At 63.9% G+C, this 15,420-nt stretch carries 18 protein-coding genes; 7 read left to right on the top strand and 11 right to left on the bottom strand.

Features of this window, described 5'->3' with window-relative positions; all coding sequences use genetic code 11:
* The first annotated feature begins 59 nt into the window (after positions 1-59).
* From K9B35_RS00535 to K9B35_RS00520, 4 genes are read left to right on the top strand one after another with little or no spacing between them, the layout of a single operon-like run.
* The gene (locus K9B35_RS00535; protein ID WP_224919859.1) at positions 60-437 is read left to right on the top strand and encodes a response regulator transcription factor; all 378 of its coding nucleotides are present in this window, start codon (positions 60-62) and stop codon (positions 435-437) included.
* On the top strand, positions 434-1,531 hold the full coding sequence (locus tag K9B35_RS00530; RefSeq protein WP_224919858.1) for a YaiO family outer membrane beta-barrel protein: 1,098 nt from the start codon (positions 434-436) through the stop codon (positions 1,529-1,531). Before K9B35_RS00535 ends, K9B35_RS00530 begins: the two co-directional genes overlap by 4 nt.
* A complete protein-coding gene (locus tag K9B35_RS00525; RefSeq protein WP_224919857.1) occupies positions 1,528-2,568 on the top strand; it encodes a HEAT repeat domain-containing protein in 1,041 nt (346 codons plus the stop codon). The genes K9B35_RS00530 and K9B35_RS00525 overlap by 4 nt, the downstream gene beginning before the upstream one ends.
* Positions 2,565-3,983 (top strand): glycosyltransferase family 2 protein, encoded by a 1,419-nt coding sequence (locus K9B35_RS00520; protein ID WP_224919856.1) that lies wholly within the window; start codon positions 2,565-2,567, stop codon positions 3,981-3,983. The genes K9B35_RS00525 and K9B35_RS00520 overlap by 4 nt, the downstream gene beginning before the upstream one ends.
* Here K9B35_RS00520 and K9B35_RS00515 read toward each other — a convergent pair.
* The 7 genes from K9B35_RS00515 to K9B35_RS00485 form a co-directional block, all read right to left on the bottom strand.
* Positions 3,971-4,258, bottom strand: a complete 288-nt coding sequence (locus K9B35_RS00515) for an Hpt domain-containing protein (RefSeq protein ID WP_224919855.1) — start codon at positions 4,256-4,258, stop codon at positions 3,971-3,973. The genes K9B35_RS00520 and K9B35_RS00515 overlap by 13 nt on opposite strands.
* The gene (locus K9B35_RS00510) at positions 4,251-4,619 is read right to left on the bottom strand and encodes a response regulator (protein WP_224919854.1); all 369 of its coding nucleotides are present in this window, start codon (positions 4,617-4,619) and stop codon (positions 4,251-4,253) included. The genes K9B35_RS00515 and K9B35_RS00510 overlap by 8 nt, the downstream gene beginning before the upstream one ends.
* Positions 4,616-6,766, bottom strand: coding sequence for an ATP-binding protein (locus K9B35_RS00505; RefSeq protein ID WP_224919853.1), 2,151 nt, complete (start codon positions 6,764-6,766; stop codon positions 4,616-4,618). Before K9B35_RS00505 ends, K9B35_RS00510 begins: the two co-directional genes overlap by 4 nt.
* Before the next feature lie 591 nt (positions 6,767-7,357).
* Entirely contained in the window at positions 7,358-7,528 is a 171-nt protein-coding gene (locus tag K9B35_RS00500) for a hypothetical protein (protein WP_224919852.1), read from the bottom strand.
* A gap of 82 nt (positions 7,529-7,610) precedes the next feature.
* A complete protein-coding gene (locus tag K9B35_RS00495; protein ID WP_224919851.1) occupies positions 7,611-8,639 on the bottom strand; it encodes a copper resistance protein B in 1,029 nt (342 codons plus the stop codon).
* Positions 8,636-10,405: a copper resistance system multicopper oxidase gene (locus K9B35_RS00490; RefSeq protein ID WP_224919850.1), complete on the bottom strand. Its 1,770-nt coding sequence runs from the start codon at positions 10,403-10,405 to the stop codon at positions 8,636-8,638. Before K9B35_RS00490 ends, K9B35_RS00495 begins: the two co-directional genes overlap by 4 nt.
* Before the next feature lie 79 nt (positions 10,406-10,484).
* Positions 10,485-11,210, bottom strand: coding sequence for a glutaredoxin family protein (locus K9B35_RS00485; protein WP_224920478.1), 726 nt, complete (start codon positions 11,208-11,210; stop codon positions 10,485-10,487).
* A gap of 169 nt (positions 11,211-11,379) precedes the next feature.
* Between K9B35_RS00485 and cueR the strand changes: the two genes are divergently transcribed.
* Entirely contained in the window at positions 11,380-11,793 is a 414-nt protein-coding gene (gene cueR / locus K9B35_RS00480) for a Cu(I)-responsive transcriptional regulator (RefSeq protein WP_224919849.1), read from the top strand.
* Here cueR and K9B35_RS00475 read toward each other — a convergent pair.
* From K9B35_RS00475 to K9B35_RS00465, 3 genes are read right to left on the bottom strand one after another with little or no spacing between them, the layout of a single operon-like run.
* Positions 11,772-12,326, bottom strand: coding sequence for an RNA polymerase sigma factor (locus K9B35_RS00475; RefSeq protein ID WP_224919848.1), 555 nt, complete (start codon positions 12,324-12,326; stop codon positions 11,772-11,774). The two genes, cueR and K9B35_RS00475, sit on opposite strands and share 22 nt — an antisense overlap.
* Positions 12,323-12,757, bottom strand: coding sequence for a periplasmic heavy metal sensor (locus K9B35_RS00470; protein WP_224919847.1), 435 nt, complete (start codon positions 12,755-12,757; stop codon positions 12,323-12,325). The genes K9B35_RS00475 and K9B35_RS00470 overlap by 4 nt, the downstream gene beginning before the upstream one ends.
* The gene (locus K9B35_RS00465; protein ID WP_224919846.1) at positions 12,754-13,038 is read right to left on the bottom strand and encodes a hypothetical protein; all 285 of its coding nucleotides are present in this window, start codon (positions 13,036-13,038) and stop codon (positions 12,754-12,756) included. Before K9B35_RS00465 ends, K9B35_RS00470 begins: the two co-directional genes overlap by 4 nt.
* 108 nt (positions 13,039-13,146) lie before the next feature.
* Between K9B35_RS00465 and copC the strand changes: the two genes are divergently transcribed.
* Entirely contained in the window at positions 13,147-13,536 is a 390-nt protein-coding gene (gene copC, locus K9B35_RS00460) for a copper homeostasis periplasmic binding protein CopC (protein ID WP_224919845.1), read from the top strand.
* A 1-nt stretch (position 13,537) separates the two neighbouring features.
* The gene (gene copD / locus K9B35_RS00455; RefSeq protein WP_224919844.1) at positions 13,538-14,413 is read left to right on the top strand and encodes a copper homeostasis membrane protein CopD; all 876 of its coding nucleotides are present in this window, start codon (positions 13,538-13,540) and stop codon (positions 14,411-14,413) included.
* Here copD and K9B35_RS00450 read toward each other — a convergent pair.
* The gene (locus K9B35_RS00450) at positions 14,410-14,856 is read right to left on the bottom strand and encodes a nuclear transport factor 2 family protein (RefSeq protein ID WP_224919843.1); all 447 of its coding nucleotides are present in this window, start codon (positions 14,854-14,856) and stop codon (positions 14,410-14,412) included. The genes copD and K9B35_RS00450 overlap by 4 nt on opposite strands.
* Positions 14,857-15,420 lie beyond the last annotated feature (564 nt).

Raw genomic sequence — 15,420 nt, 5'->3', positions numbered from 1 at the left:
CGGTGGCCAAGACCCGGCTTTGACGCTACATTTTGGGTAAGTATTGTCCGGGGCGTGGCGTGGTAAACAGGACGATTCTCGTATGCGACGACAATGAGCTGCTCGTCGAGCTGCTCAGCTTTCGCCTCGAGAACAAGGGCTATCGCGTGCTGATCGCACGCGACGGAGCGCAGGCGGTGGCGCTCGCCGAACAGCATCTGCCCGACGCGATCATCCTGGATACGATGATGCCGGTGATGGACGGCCAGTTGGTGTTGCGTCGGCTGCGCAGCCAGACCGAAACCGCAGCGATCCCCGTCATCATGCTGACCGCGCGCAAGCAGCAGCGCGACATCGTCGATGCTTTTGACCTCGGCGCCAGCGACTATCTGGTCAAACCCTTCATCCCGGAGGAACTGATGATGCGACTGGCACGGCTGTTGCCGGAACTGAAATGATCAGCGCCGCAGCCCTACTTCTCGCGCTCCCCATCGCCGCGCCGCCGCAGGATCAGGCGAGCGTCGCAGACCTCTATCAGTCCGCCGTGTCGGCGCGGCTGGCCGGCGATCCCGCGCGCGCGGTGGCGCTGCTCCGGCCTGTCGTCGCGGCTAATCCCCGCAACCCCGACGCACAGGTGCAATTGGGGCTAGCCCAACTGGCGCTCGGGCAACTCGACGCCGCCGAGGCGGCGTTCCGCGCCGCGCTGACGGTCGCGCCCGACTATAATGACGCTCGGGTCGGCTTGGCCCGGATCGCGCAACGACGCGGCGATATCGCCGGGGCCCGACGCGCGCTCGAACCTGTCGATGAAACCAACGCCGATGCCGCAGAACTGCGTCGGCAGCTGGCGACCGAGCCCCTGCCCGCCCGCTGGCAGATCGACCTTGAAACCAGCCTGAGCGACCTGTCAGGACCGCAGCCCGACTGGACCGAGGCCGTCGCTCAGCTGCGCTACCGTCCAAGCCCTAGCACAGCGATCGGCGCGCGGATCGAATATGCGCGGCGGTTCGGCCGCACCGACGTTTATGGCGAAGCATTGCTGGAAGGCGCGCTTGGCGACGGGCTGCGCGGTTATCTGAGCTTTGGCGCCGCCGCCGATCCCGACTTCCGGCCTCAGTGGCAGATCGGGCTGGGCGGTTCCGCACGCGTACACAGCGGACCCTATGCGACGGTCCTGATCCTCGATGCGCGACAGGCGCGGCTCGCGCTCGGCGACGTGCAAAGCGTTTCCCCGGGGATCGAGCAGTATCTGGGCGGGCGGTTCTGGATCACGGCACGCTGGATCAATTTGTTTGACGAGGATGGGCGGCACCAATCCGGTTATCTCCTGCGCGGCGACCTGCAGGCGAGCGATCCGCTGCGGCTCTTCTTCGGCTACAGCGACGCGCCCGACACCGACGAGGGGATCGTCATTCCGGTGCGCAGCGTCTTTGGTGGTGTCAGCATTGACCTTTCACCTCGCGCGACGCTGCGACTTTCGCTGGCGCATGAGGACCGCGCAACCGGTGCCGACCGCACCCAGTTCGGCGTCGGTACCGGCTTCCGATTTTGAGTGCGCTGCTGCTGATCTGGACCGTGTCACTCGGGCTGGCGGTGGCGGCGGTCGTGGTGATGGGCGGGCTGGTGCTGTTGCGACTGGTGGCCCACTGGCGCCGCGACCGGCACCTTGCCGCACGCCGCCGACTGACCCCGCTACTGCTCGCGGGCGAGCGGATCGATCCGGCGCAGTTTCGCCATGTACCCGACCATGTCATCGCCGATCTGTCATTAAGCCTGATGCAGCTCGTCCGCGGCCCCGAGCGCACCGCATTCATCGCCAGTGCGACGCAATTCGGCGTGCCCGAGCGACTGGCGCGGCGGATGCGCGCAGGGGCCGTGCGCGACCGAATGACTGCGCTGCAGGGGGTGGCACAGTTCGACAACGCGAGCGCGCGCGCGGCGCTGCGCCGCGCGCTCGGCGACCGAGACCGAAACATCCGGCTCGCCGCCGCGCAAGCGCTCGCTGACAAAGGCGAGGCGTTCGAGCTGATCGATCTGGTGCGGCAGTTAGAATTGGGCGCGGGGCAATCCTCTCGGCTGACGGTGAGCCTGTTTGCGTCGATCGCACGCACGCGACCGAACGAGATTAAGGAGCTGGTGCTCCAGCTCGACCAGAAGAGCGAGGTGCGCGTCGCCGCAGTCGAGGCGCTGGCGGAAACCGGGGATTTCTCGCTGGTGCCGATGATCGCCGAGCTGGCGCTTGCGGCCCGCGACGGGACAGAGGAGCTGCCGCGTTATATCCACGCGCTGGGCCAGTTCGGCCACCCGAGCGGTGCGCGGGCGGTACGGCTCGCGTTGTCGAGCGAGTCGATGGCTGCCCGCGCCGCCGCCGCTCAGGCTGCGGGTCGGATCGGCATGGTCGACGCGGTGGATGGGCTGATAGTGCTTCTCGACGATCCCGAATGGTGGGTCCGGTTTCGCGCGGCAGAAGCACTCATCGTGATCGGCCCCCCCGGCATTGCGCGGCTGCGCGAAGCGGCCAAACGCGGGGACGGCGTTGCGGCTGAGGTCGCGAATGCGATCCTCGCCGAAAGGGGGATCGCGCGATGATCGTCTTTCCCGGTTGGCTCTATACTGCGGCGGAAATCGTCACTTGGTTCGTTGTCGGGGTCGGGCTGCTTCAAATTCTGTTTAACATCGTCCAACTCGGCTTTGCGGCCGTCGCACTCCATCGCCGCCCGGCACTGCAGCCGACCGAGGTGCTGTGGGATCGCTATGCCGACCTAGCGCCGCCGATCGCAATCATCGCGCCAGCTTACAACGAAGAACTCACGATCATCGAAAGCGCGGAAGCGTTGTTGGCGCTGCATTATCCCGACTTCGAAGTGATGGTGATCAATGACGGGTCGAAAGATGCGACGCTCGCCCGACTGATTGCGCATTTCAATCTGACCCCGGTGCGTCGCTATCTCGACTTGGCAGTGGAGAGCAAACCGATCCGTGGCCTCTATGCCAACCCGGCATATCCGCGTCTGCTCGTGATCGACAAGGATAATGGCGGGAAGGCGGATGCGATGAACGCGGGAATCAACGTCGCGCGTGCGCCGCTGGTTTGCGTAATTGATGCAGACACGTTGCTAGAGCCCGACGCGCTGATCCGTGTGGTCCGTCCCTTTGTGGAAGATCCGATCCGGACCGTCGCCGTCGGCGGCACAATCCGCATCGCCAATGGCTGCCGGATTGAGCATGGACGGCTGATCGAAGCCAAGTTGCCCCGCAACCTGCTCGCGCTGTTTCAGGTAGTGGAGTATCTTCGCGCTTTCCTCATGGCCAGGCTGGGGCTGAGCCAGATGCAAACGCTGATGATCATCTCCGGCGCATTCGGTCTGTTCCGGCGCAGCAGTACGATCGAGGTTGGAGGATTCAGCCAGAATACCGTCGGTGAGGATATGGAGTTAGTGGTCAAGCTCCACAGGCACATGCGCGAATGCAAACGCGACTATCGCATATCGTACATCCCCGAACCGGTCTGCTGGACCGAAGCGCCGGAGAGCCTGTCGATCCTCGCCAATCAGCGCGCGCGCTGGCAGCGCGGGTCGCTCGAAACCTATCGCAAGCATGGCGACATGCTTCTCAACCCCAAATATGGCCGGATCGGGTTTCTCGGCTTCGGGCAGGTCTGGGTCGTCGATGTGATCGGTCCGATCGTCGAGGTGGTTGGCTATGCGCTCGTGCCGCCGCTATGGCTGCTCGGGCTGATCTCGGTCGAATATCTGCTTGCCTTCATCGCCGTGGTGTTCACCTTTGGCGTGTTCATCAGTGTCGCGACTCTTGTGCTGGAGGAAATTCAGCTCCGCCGGCTCAAAAATGCTCGCGACCTAGCGACGCTGACGCTCGCCGCGATCGCCGAGAATTTCGGCTATCGCCAGCTCAACAACTTGTGGCGGCTGCGCGGCTGGTGGCAGTTCGTGCGCAAGAAACAAGGCTGGGGGACGATGGTGCGCAAGGGATTTCAGCGTCCCTGACGCAAAGCTTCCAGTTGCTGCATCAGCGGAGCGCACAATGCTTCCAGCGCATCGTCCTCCGCCCCTGCCTCGATCGCTTCCTCGACCGCGAGCGCCGCTTCGCTGATCGCCGGATAGCCGAACGTCCCCGCCGTCCCGACCAAACCGTGACAGAGGTCGCGTACCTCGGCCAGCTCTCTCTGGGCGAGATGGCTGCGGATCGAATCCCCCTCCGCAATAGCGCGCGCAACGAACCGCGCGCGCAGCGCCGCCATGCGCACCTCGAACTCATCCATCGAGCAGCGCGCGCACCTGTTCGGCGAGCGTCATCGGATCGAATGGCTTGGCTAGCACGCCACGCGCGCCGAGCTCGTGGAATCGCTGTACCTCGTGCGACTGGGTGCGAGCAGTAATGAAAACGACCGGGATCGTGGCGGTCGCAGCTTGGTCGCGCAGCCGCGCAAATGTGGTTGGGCCGTCCATGCCCGGCATCATTACATCGAGCAGAATGAGGTCGGGGTGCCACGCAGCCGCCGCCTCCAGACCTTCGGTCCCCGATGCGCAGCTGCGCACTTCGATATCGGGATCGAGTTCGAGCGCCAACTGCGCGATCTCGCGAATGTCGGCTTCATCATCGACATAGAGGATCTTAGTCATGGCTTCGCCTCCTCCCGCCGCGCGATCCGCAACATGGTTTCGTTCACCAGCACGTCGAGCGTGGCGCGAGACTTGACCAGCACCAGATCGACGCCGGTCGAGCCACATTGTTCCGCCTCTTGGGCGGTGAAGATGATGATCGGAAGGTCCGGCTGCCAGTCGCGCAGCGGCGCGACGAGATCGGTTCCGCACCCGTCGAGCAGGCCGATATCGAGGATCGCTGCGTCCACCTGCTCGCGCTTGAGCATCGCGCGCGCCTCGACGACACTCGGGGTCGAGCGCAATATCGCGCGGCCCTCGAACGCATCGGCGAGGACGTCCAACATGTCAGGATCGTCATCGACGTGGAGAATGACGGGAAGCTCAGCGGTCGCGGCGCGCTCGATCGTCGACGGGGTAGCCGGTGCCGCCTCGGCCACGATCCTTGGAGCGGTTGCTGCGGGCAAATCGACGTAGAACACCGTGCCGCGTCCCGCGCTCGATTCGAAACTGACCGACCCACCGAGCCGCTGCACGATCTCACGCACGATACTGAGGCCCAGCCCGGTCCCCCCCTTCTGCCGCGTGTCGGAGCTGTCGGCCTGTGCAAACTTGCCGAAGATGCGGTCGCGGAAGTCTTCGGGGATGCCGCTGCCTCGGTCCGTGATACCGATCCGATAGCGCCGGTCCAGCGGACGGACCTCGACCGTCACGACACCCCCGGTGGGCGAGAACTTGAGCGCGTTGGACAGTAGGTTGGCAAAGATCTGCATCAGCCGATCCTCGTCCCCAAGAACCGCCGCGCTCGAAGGCGGCGCGATCAGCTCGATTGTCACGTCAAGCTGTGCGGCGAGACCAGCGCTCTGATGCACGGCATTCTGCAACAGGATATCGAGCGGCAATGGTCGGATATCAAACTGCATCCGGCCCGCCTCGATCTTCTCGATATCGAGGATATCGTTGATCAGGCGCACAAGGCGCGCGGCGTTGCTGTGTGCGATCCCTACCAACCGAGCAACCTTTGGTGGCAGTTCGCCGGCCGCGCCCCCGTTGACGAGGCCGAGCGAGCCGGCGATCGAAGTGAGCGGCGTACGCAGCTCATGGCTGACCGTCGCGACAAATTCGGTCTTCATCTGCTCCATCTCGCGCCGCTCGCTGATGTCGCGGATAACTGCGAGGTACAGCGTGACGTCGGCGAGGCGTACCGGGCTGATCGACACTTCGAGGGGAAACGTCGTCAGATCTGCGCGGCGCGCCACGAACTCTTGCACCTGCCCATGGCCCTCTTTTCTATTTGCCCCCAGGCGCCGCAGAAAACTCTCCACCCGGCCGCGATCGGGTGCGACCTCGAACAGCACACCGATATCACGGCGCACCAGCGCCCCAGCCGGATATTGAAACAGCGCGGCCGCGGCGGGATTGAGGCTCTCGATGCTCCCGCTCGGGTTGATCACAATCATCCCGTCCTTGGCGCTTTCGAAAATAATCTCTTGTCGTGCAGCGGCGTCCTCGGCGCGGCGCAGTGCGATCTGCCGGGCAGCGCTGCTGCGCTGCACGAGCCAGACCGCGAGCGCGAGCAGCAGGATCAACGCGATCTGCAGCGCAACCGTCTGCATGCGCAACAAATCCCTGGCAGCTGCGGCGATCTCGGTCCGGTCTGCGAGCCGGGATCGCTCGCGGCGGGACAGTTCGGCGATGTCCGAGCGCAGGCGATCCATCAGGCGCTTGCCTTCGCCGCCGCGGACCAGCGCGCGTGCTGCATCACGTTCACCCCGAGCATAGAGCGCGAGAGTACGATCCACGAAGCTGCGCTTGGCATCCGAAGTGGCTTCGAGCCGTGTCAGATGCGCGCGGTCTGCAGGGTCGAGATCCGTTGACGCCAGCGTCTCGAGCGACCGGCCCACTTCACGCTGCGCATCGCGATACGGACGCAGAAACACCTCGTCGCCCGTGATCAGGTAACCGCGTTGGCCAAGTTCGAGATCTTGGTGCAGTGAAAGTACACGCTCCAGCGCGGCGCGCGTCTCGTAAGAGCGCTCGACGTCCAGGCGCAGCCGCTCGGTTTCGTCGAACCCTCGGTTCGCAAGCGTCGTGAGGACGAGGAGAATGGCCGGCACGCTCGCGGCGGCTGCGACAACACTGATGCGACCCCAGCTGACCCGGCTCATGGCTACACCTCAAACTCTAAAACATCGTGGCCGGCGACATCTTATCGGGGCGCGAGCCAGACTTCGTCAATCTTAAGGAGGGTAAACAGCTTAAAATCCAGGTGGTTTGTTGTCGCGGTTTGCCTAGGAATCGTCGAACGCACTCGAACGTCGCCGGCAGCAGCTCTCACCTGAGTTCGCTTATGTCTGCTCTCGTGAAGGCGAGAGGGCTTCGGGAGTCCGCTATTAGGGCGCAAAGCGGACCTCAATGCGCTTATCGACCGATGCCGCGGTCCCTGCCTCACCCGAAATCAATGCCGTCGTTGAATGCCAGTTCGGCATCCAGCCGCCGCCCGGTCTCAATCGATATTCCCAGTTGAGCCCTGCGACTCGCAAGTACGGATTCGATTTGTGGGTGGCGCTCAAGGCTTTGGGCTATCCCGCCAATGCGTTCTGCGCCGATTTGAGGTCCGCGAGATCACCCGCCACCTATGCGCGCTGGGTCTGGGCAGTCAGCGTCTTCCATCGCTCGACGAACTGGTCAGCGCATCGGGCTGGGCTTGATCGAAGCTCAGCTTCGCGCTGCATCGCCTGGTTGGTTCGCTTGGAGTCTCATCCCGCCGCTTCGCAGGCAAGCCACCCGTCCTTCTTGTACGCGTTTTCGAGGTCGACCGATGCGTATTCGGTGATTTCATTTATATCCTTGCGCGCCGCTCTAAGTTCATTCGCCTCCTCTGGGCTAATGGCGTTGTCCTTCTCGAACCTCTCGAAGATGCTGACCACCGCCCGATCGTGCCGCTTGACGATGTTCCTGCGCGTCTGTCGCGCTTCGTCTTCGATGGATTTAGCGCTGCCCTTCTCCCCTTCAGAACCAGGCGCGGACCCCCAAGACGAGACTGGTCGCGTGCGTATCATCGCCGGACGTACGGGTGAGGGATGCGGTTCCTCCAAACTTTCGCGCGTGGACGATGCCTACATAAGGCGCGAACTCGCGGGCGACCTCGTAGCGCAGGCGGAGTCCCACCTCGGCGCTCGAGAACCCCGCCCCGATGCCAAGCGCCGGGATGTCCTGCGCCGATAACTCGAACTCGACCTTCGGCTGGAGGATCAGGCGCTGCGTCAGACGCTGGTCATATTCCGCCGAGGCACTGGCGCGCAGTTCACCTTGGGTCGAGAGCGACAGATAGGCATCGACCTCGAACCAATAGGGCGCGAGCCCTTCGATGCCGATCACGGCATGCGTCCGGTCGGGACCGTGACCGAACTCCTGGCGCAGACCACCCTGGAGATTGAAATAGGGGCCGATCGCTCGCGAATAGAGCGCCTTGAGGTCGACGCCCTCGATCGCTTCGCCGAACGTGCCTTCGCCCTCTGTCTTCAGAGCGAGGCGGTTGATGTCGCCCCCGAACCATGCGTCGGTTTCGAAGCGATACCCTTCATGCCCTTCGGCAATGGTCAGCTCAGCCAGATCGATCGTGATCTTGCTGAACGACCCGCCACCGTGATGGCGGCGCAGGTCGTCGCGGGTCGGCTGCATCGCATCCCGACCCCAGACGCGGTCGGCATAGTTCGCAGCGACGGGCGCGGGTGCCGCGGCAGTGCCTGGCGTGAGGTCGGTGCCGACCGCGTCATCTGGGGGTGCCACGTCCTTAGGCGTGCAGTGGCCCATCTTCGCGTGTTCAGGGGGACAATCCGGGTCGCTGGCGGGTGGGCTTGCCGGTGCCTTTGCGTCGGGCATCTGGCAATGCCCCATCGCCGCATGCTCGGGCGTGCAGGCTGACGCGGCCGGGGCACTATCCTTGTGGGCGGCCATCGGCGGCATCGCCTGCCCTGTGGGCGCAAGGCCCATGGTGGACACGAAGCCGGTTCCGGCGAGAAGCAGGCAGCCGATCATGCCGCTTCCTCCTGCGGGCGCACCGTCACGACCTGCATCATCCCGGCGTGCATGTGATAGAGCATGTGGCAGTGGAACGCCCAGTCACCCACCGCGTCGGCGGTGAAGTCGAACGCGGCGGTGCCTCCGGGCTGAACGTTGACGGTGTGCTTGCGTGGCGAATGGTCGCCATGCCCCGTCACCAGCTCGAAGAAATGCCCGTGCAGGTGGATCGGGTGGGTCATCATCGTGTCGTTGACCAGCGTGACGCGGACGCGCTCGCCCTCGGTGAACGGGATCGGCGCGCGAACCTCGGACAGCTTCTCGCCGTCGAACGCCCACATATAGCGTTCCATATTGCCGGTGAGGTGGATGCGCACCTCCCGCTCCGGTCCGCGAATGTCCGGGTTGCGGTCGAGCGCAACGAGATCGCGATAACTGAGAACGCGATGGCCGACATCGTCGAGCCCCTGTCCGGGGTCGCCCATTCGGTCGACCGGCATCGGCGAGATCGACTGGACCGTCGGCGTCTTTGCGACCCCCGGCGCGACCGAGAAATCGCGCATCGAATGCTTCATCGCGGTGCCACCGCTCTTTTTCGCGCCGTCGCCGCTTGGCATCGTGCAATGGCCCATCGCCGCATGTTCAGGCGTGCAGGCGGCAGCGCCATGGCCGCCCATACCGCCCATTCCCATATCCGTCATCGTCGCCAGTGGCCGTTTGCGCAGGGGCGGCACCGCTCCGCGCATCCCCGCGCGCGGTGCCAGCGTCGCCACGCCCATGCCAGATCGATCGACCGTCTCGGCGACCAAGGTGTAGGCGCGGTCCTCGCTCGGCTCGACGATCACATCATAGGTTTCGGCGACCGCGATCTGGAACTCGTCGACGGCCACCGGCCGGACATTCATCCCGTCCGCCTGCACGATGCTGAACTTCAGCCCCGGGATTCGCAGGTTGAACGTGGTCATCGCTGACGCATTGACGAAGCGCAGCCGGACCCGCTCGCCAGGTCGAAACAGGCCGGTCCAATTCTCCTTCGGGCCGTGGCCGTTGACGAGGTAGGTATAGGTCGCGCCGGTGACGTCGGAGATATCGGTGGGGTCCATGCGCATCTTGCCCCATTCCATCCGCTCTGCGGCCGACATCGGTTCGCCGTCGGTCGCGGTCAGCTTCTGGTGGTTGAAATAACCGCCCATCTGCTTGAGCTTCTGGAAGATCCGGTGTGGGTGCATGAAGCTGTAGTCGGACAGCACGATCACATGCTCGCGATCCGACGCGATCGGATCGTCGCCTTCGGGATCGATCACGATCGGGCCGTAATGGCCCATCTGCTCCTGCAACCCTGAGTGGCTATGATACCAGTAAGTGCCGGCCTGAACGAGCGGGAACTCGTACGTGAAGGTCGTGCGTGGCTTGATCCCCGGAAAGCTGACCCCCGGCACCCCGTCCATATGAAACGGAAGGATCAGGCCATGCCAGTGGATGGAGCTGTCTTCGTCGAGAGCGTTTTCGACATGAAGCCGGACATTTTGCCCCTCGCGCAATCGGATCAGCGGTCCCGGAACGGTGCCATTGATCCCGATGGCATGACCATGGCGACCGTTAAGGTGGATCATCTGGTGCGCGATGCGCAGCCGGATGTCTTCGCCGGACACCGTCTGGAGGTCAGCAACCAGACCGGGAGAATTGCTGCGCGCCCATGCCGGCATCCATGGCGAAAGCGCAAGGGCTGCGCCCCCCATTCCGACGCCGCCGAGCAGCTGTCGTCGATCCATTGTTCGAACCATGACTTGTCGAAGCTCCGTTGAATTGCATCTGACTACGCGCCGGTGCGGGTCACCCCTCACGGCGACGCATGCTTCGGGCTCAGTGGGCGACCAACAGCGATGGCTTCGCCACCATCCACACCGCCATCGCGACCATCATTACATTCTCGGTGAGCGAAACGAAGCCCAATGGCACCTTGCTGTCGCCGCCGACACAGGCGCATTTGAGCTCCCGCCGCTCGATATAGACGGCGTAGAATACGGACACCGCGCCAATCGTGCCGATGAACAATGCGATCGGCACCGACAGCCACATCATCGTCCCGGCGACCATCAGAACGCCGGCGGCAAGCTCAGCAAAGGGATAGATGCGACCATAGGGAACCCACCGCTTAGCCAGCAGGTCGTAGTTGAGGAACATCGTTGCAAAGCTCTCGATATCCTTCAGCTTCTGGAGGGCGAGGAGACACATGGCGAACGCGATGAACCACTCGGCCGCGCGAACCGTGAACAGGCTCTGTTCGATTGCCGAGCTCGCCGACAGCGCCATCGCGGCGGCGACGCCGAACAGCGCGATGACCGGGACATAGGTCACCGCGTCCTTGTCGCGGATGCGCTTTCCCAGATAGCGGCGCAGATCGTCATAGCCGCCGATGCGCTGGCCATCGATGAAGACCTGCGGCGTGGTCGCCACGCCACGCTGTGTCTTGAAGGCATCGGTTTCGGATCGCGTCGTCAGGTGATGGTCAGCGACCGAAATGCCTTCGCGCCGGAGCAGATCGAGTGCCTTCAGGCCATAGGGGCAGGTGTGCTTGGGCATCACCATGCGAAACAATTCTGCGGTCTTTACGGTGCGTGTCACGTCGAACTCCTTGAATTTGCGGAGTCGGGGTCACTTCTAACCCCAACGTGATGGGCCAATAATCCTTCCAACCATTGGAAGGTCAAGCCGGTGCCATTATATTTTTTCCGTCGGTATCAGCGGGCGAGCAGATATGAATATAGGCACGGCGGCGCGGTTAACGGGCATCTCGGCCAAGATGATCCGCTATTATGAAGAGATCGGGCTCATCCCGCCCGCCCATCGCCGCGACTCGGGCTATCGCGACTATTCGGATGCCAACGTCCACGAGCTACGGTTTATCGGGCGCGCGCGCGACCTGGGGTTTTCGGTGGCGGAGATTTCCGAGCTGTTGGGCCTGTGGCGCGATCGCGAACGCAAAAGCGCCGATGTGAAGGCCATGGCGGCGGGCCACATCCGTAAGCTTCAGGCCAAGATCGACTCGTTGCAGGCGATGGTCGACACCCTGAGGGATCTTGCGTCGCGCTGCGCCGGGGACGATCGCCCCGACTGTCCGATCATCGCGAAGCTGAACGACCCGTCGGATCATCCGGCGTCGTGCAGATAGCGGCGCGCACGGTAGAGCCGCGTCTCGACGGCCTTCTCACTGATCCCGAGCAGTTCGGCGACCTCCGCCTGGGGCAGTTCGTCCATCGTCCGTAGCAGCAGCACTTCACGCAGGCGCGCGGGCATCCCCGCAATCTTGCGTTCGATGCGGGTAAGCTCGTTGCGATCGGCCAATTGGCGATCGGGCAAGGCAGCGTCATCGGCCACGTTCTGCCCCTCGCCGATTGGCAGCAGTGCGCGGAGTGCCGCGCGCACGCGCTCCTTGCGCCGCCAGTCCCGCGCCTTGTTGAGCGCGATCCGCGCAAGCCAACCCCGTAGCGGGCGATCGGGATCATACCGCCGAAGCGCAGCATGGGCCGACACGAACGCCTCCTGAACCAGGTCGAGCGCTTCGTCAGGATCGCCAACGAGCCGCACGACGATGGCGTAGAGATAGCGTTTATAGCGCCCGACAAGAGTGGCGAACGCGCGCTGGTCCCCCGCCAGACTGCGCGATACCAAAGCGGTGTCGCTGTCATCGTCGCCGACGCTCACTGGGGCGCTTCGACAAGCGCCTTGGTCACCGCTTCATCGAACACCCCGACCTGATCTTCCCGCAGCAATGCGCGCATTGCGAAGACGTGCGCGACAGTCGCCTTTTGCAGCTCGCCCATCGTCATATGCGTGGCATCAATCGCCGCCTCGACCGCAGGGCCGTTGCGGTGCTCCGCCTGGATCGCAGCGGCCAGCCGACGATTGTCTGCGCGCATCCGCGCCTCGAGCGACCGACGCTGCTCCGCGAAATCGCGCTCCAGAACCTCCAGCTTCTTCGCCTGCGCGGCGTCGAGGTTCAGCCGGTCGTGCAGGACGGCGTGAATATCGATCGATGGTTTGGCGGCGTCAGGGATCAGAAAATGTGCGACCAGCGCGCCGCACAACGCAGCAGCGAATGCAATCAGCGCGAGTCCGGCGCGACGGCGGATCATTCGGCCGCGCTGCCCAGCAACAGCGTGGACGGCGCCAGCGGTCCAGGCTCAACCAATCCATGCGGCTTTGCGGCCGCCGCGCGCTGGCCGGGCACGCCGCCAAAGACAGCGCCGATCAACAACGCGCCCGTCGCAAGCATCGCGGTCATGCGCGGCCCCACCGCGTCGGAACTGCGCGCATCAATGCCCCCGATGATACGGTCCTCGATGCCGTCGAGGCCGGGATGCTCGGACCAGCGCGTCTGCGTCATGTGCGCGGTATAGTCGATTTCAGTTACCATCTCTGTCGTCTCCGCCCCTCACTACGTGACTATGGGCGCGTGCCCTCGAAATTTCGAGGGGTGCAATATGTCTGCACGTATCATGCATCGAACCAACTGGAGTAGTTCATGCGCTTCCTTTCGAGATCCATGTTCGCAGCAGCGATCTTCTCGCTGCTCGCGGTGCCGGGCATCGCGCTGGCCCATCCCAAGCTGCTGTCCACGAGCCCGGCGGCGAACGCGACGGTCAAGACCGCCTCGCGTATCGTCCTCAAGTTCAGCGAGCGACTGACGCCCAAGCTGTCGGGTGCGACGCTTACCATGACGGGCATGCCTGGAATGACCGATCATCCAGACATGAAGATGAACGGCGTCAACGCCGCCGTCGGCAGCGACGGCAGCTCTATCGTGCTGACCTCGGCCAAGCCGCTCCCGGCCGGCACCTATCGGGTCGACTGGCACGTCGTCGGCGGCGACACACATCGGATTACCGGCACGCACAGCTTCACCATCGGCTGACATGATCGCGGCAATGGCGGAAGAAGGCGTGGCGATCGCGCTGCGCTTTCTCCTCTACCTCGATTTGATGGCAATCGCCGGGTTGCTCCTGTGCGCACGGCGAACCGCGCCCGCCGAGGTGCCGCTGCGTGCGATCGCCCTGCTCGCAGGGCTCGGCGTGGCGATCACTGTTGCGCATTTCGCGGCGAGCGCCGCGGCCATGGTCGGGGGTGATGCGACCCTACTCGATGCCGAAATGCTCCGCTTCATCGCGCTCGAAACGAGCCATGGGCAGGGTGCGGCGGTTCGGCTTCTGGCCCTGGGGGCGCTGACAGCTGTGCTGGTGCGATCCAAACGTTCCCCTTTTCTGCCAACAATACTGGGCGTCGTTGCGCTCGCGAGCCTCGCCTGGTCTGGCCATGCGGGGGCTGGCGACGGTGCGACTGGCGTCCTGCATAAGGCGTCCGACATCTTCCACCTGATCGCGGCCGCCATCTGGATCGGCACGCTGGTCCTTCTGCTCGTGGCACTCGGGCGGCGCGAGCCAGCGATCGAAGAGATCGTCCCGGCGTTGCGCCGCTTCGCCACCACCGGCACGGCAATCGTCGGCGTGCTGATCGTGACCGGCGTGATCAACCTCGCTATGATCGCCGATCTTGCCCGCCCCGCGCAGCTGATCGCCAGCGACTATGGCCAGACGTTGGCGGCCAAGATCGCCCTGTTCTTCGCGATGCTCGCATTCGCGGCTGCAAATCGCTGGCATTTCACCCCGCGGCTCGAACATGCCATCGGCCGCGACGCGCGCGCGATCCGCATGAGCCTGTTGCTCGAATTATCGCTCGGCATCGCTGTGGTGCTGGTGGTCGCGCTCCTTGGAACGCTCTCACCCGACGCCTAGCGCTTGGCCGCGGACGACCAGTGAATATGGACGATCTTCCACACGCCGGCGGTCCAACGCAGGATCATCGTATCGGTGCCAGTAAGGGCAAGCGCGCGCCCCTTGAAAGTGCCGGTCGTCTCGGTCTCGGTCGTGACCCTGGCAGTGTCGGCGCCGATCCAGGACGTGCGATTCACCAGCTTGCGCTGGGTCGCGCCCGCGAACTCAGCGTCTGCGTTCAAATGATGACTGGCATATTCCGCCTTGCTGCGCTCGGAGCGACCGGACTCGTAGATCAGCACATCGTCGCTTAGCGGCTTGAGCGCGGCTTCAACCTTCCCTTCGGTCAACGCCGCGTGAAACCTGTCCACCGTCGCGATTGGTGATTGGACCGCGGCGATGTCCTTTGCGGTTGTGGCAATCGCGAGTGGTGTCTCGCTCAAACCGACAAGCGCGAGCGTCATTGCGGTCAACAGCCCTGTATTCATGAGTCCCCCTATACTGGCACTGTAATACGCAAACTCCCAACTTGTCCCTCATCGGGCGCAACGCTCAGCGGTTCGTCCTTCGCGCTGATCGACAGCTTCCTATCCTTCAGCTCACGCGGTCTCCCAATCGGCAAGCCCAAAAACCCGATCGCTGTTTTGCAACTTGGCCCCGTCGCTACCAGCGAGAGCAGGCTTGTCGATATGGGCGAGGATGGTATTCTCTCCCCTCCAAATTGGAGGTCAGCGATGAACATGAGCGACTGCTGCGATAAGGACTGCCCCTGCTGCGCCAAAGAAAGAGACAAAGGCAAATGACACTCGGGCCTCGGCTTAAGCCGAGGCCCGTTCCAGTGTTGGCAGTCCATTCGACGAGGCCGATTTCGATAGGCCACTCAAGGCAAGCATAGCCGCAAGGTCGGCGCGGGTGTTGATGTTGGAGAGGCCCAGACCCGCATCGTCCACTATTCTCGCATCGGTCGCCCCGATCCAGGACCGCAGTGAACGGCAGCCGGATTTGATGTGCAGATCCAGCCGTGGACC

It is taken from the genome of Sphingomonas sp. R647, from assembly GCF_020177055.1.
Classification (GTDB): domain Bacteria; phylum Pseudomonadota; class Alphaproteobacteria; order Sphingomonadales; family Sphingomonadaceae; genus Sphingomonas.
Note: the sequence above shows the minus strand (reverse complement) of the source record. Positions and strands in the feature narration are given on the sequence as shown.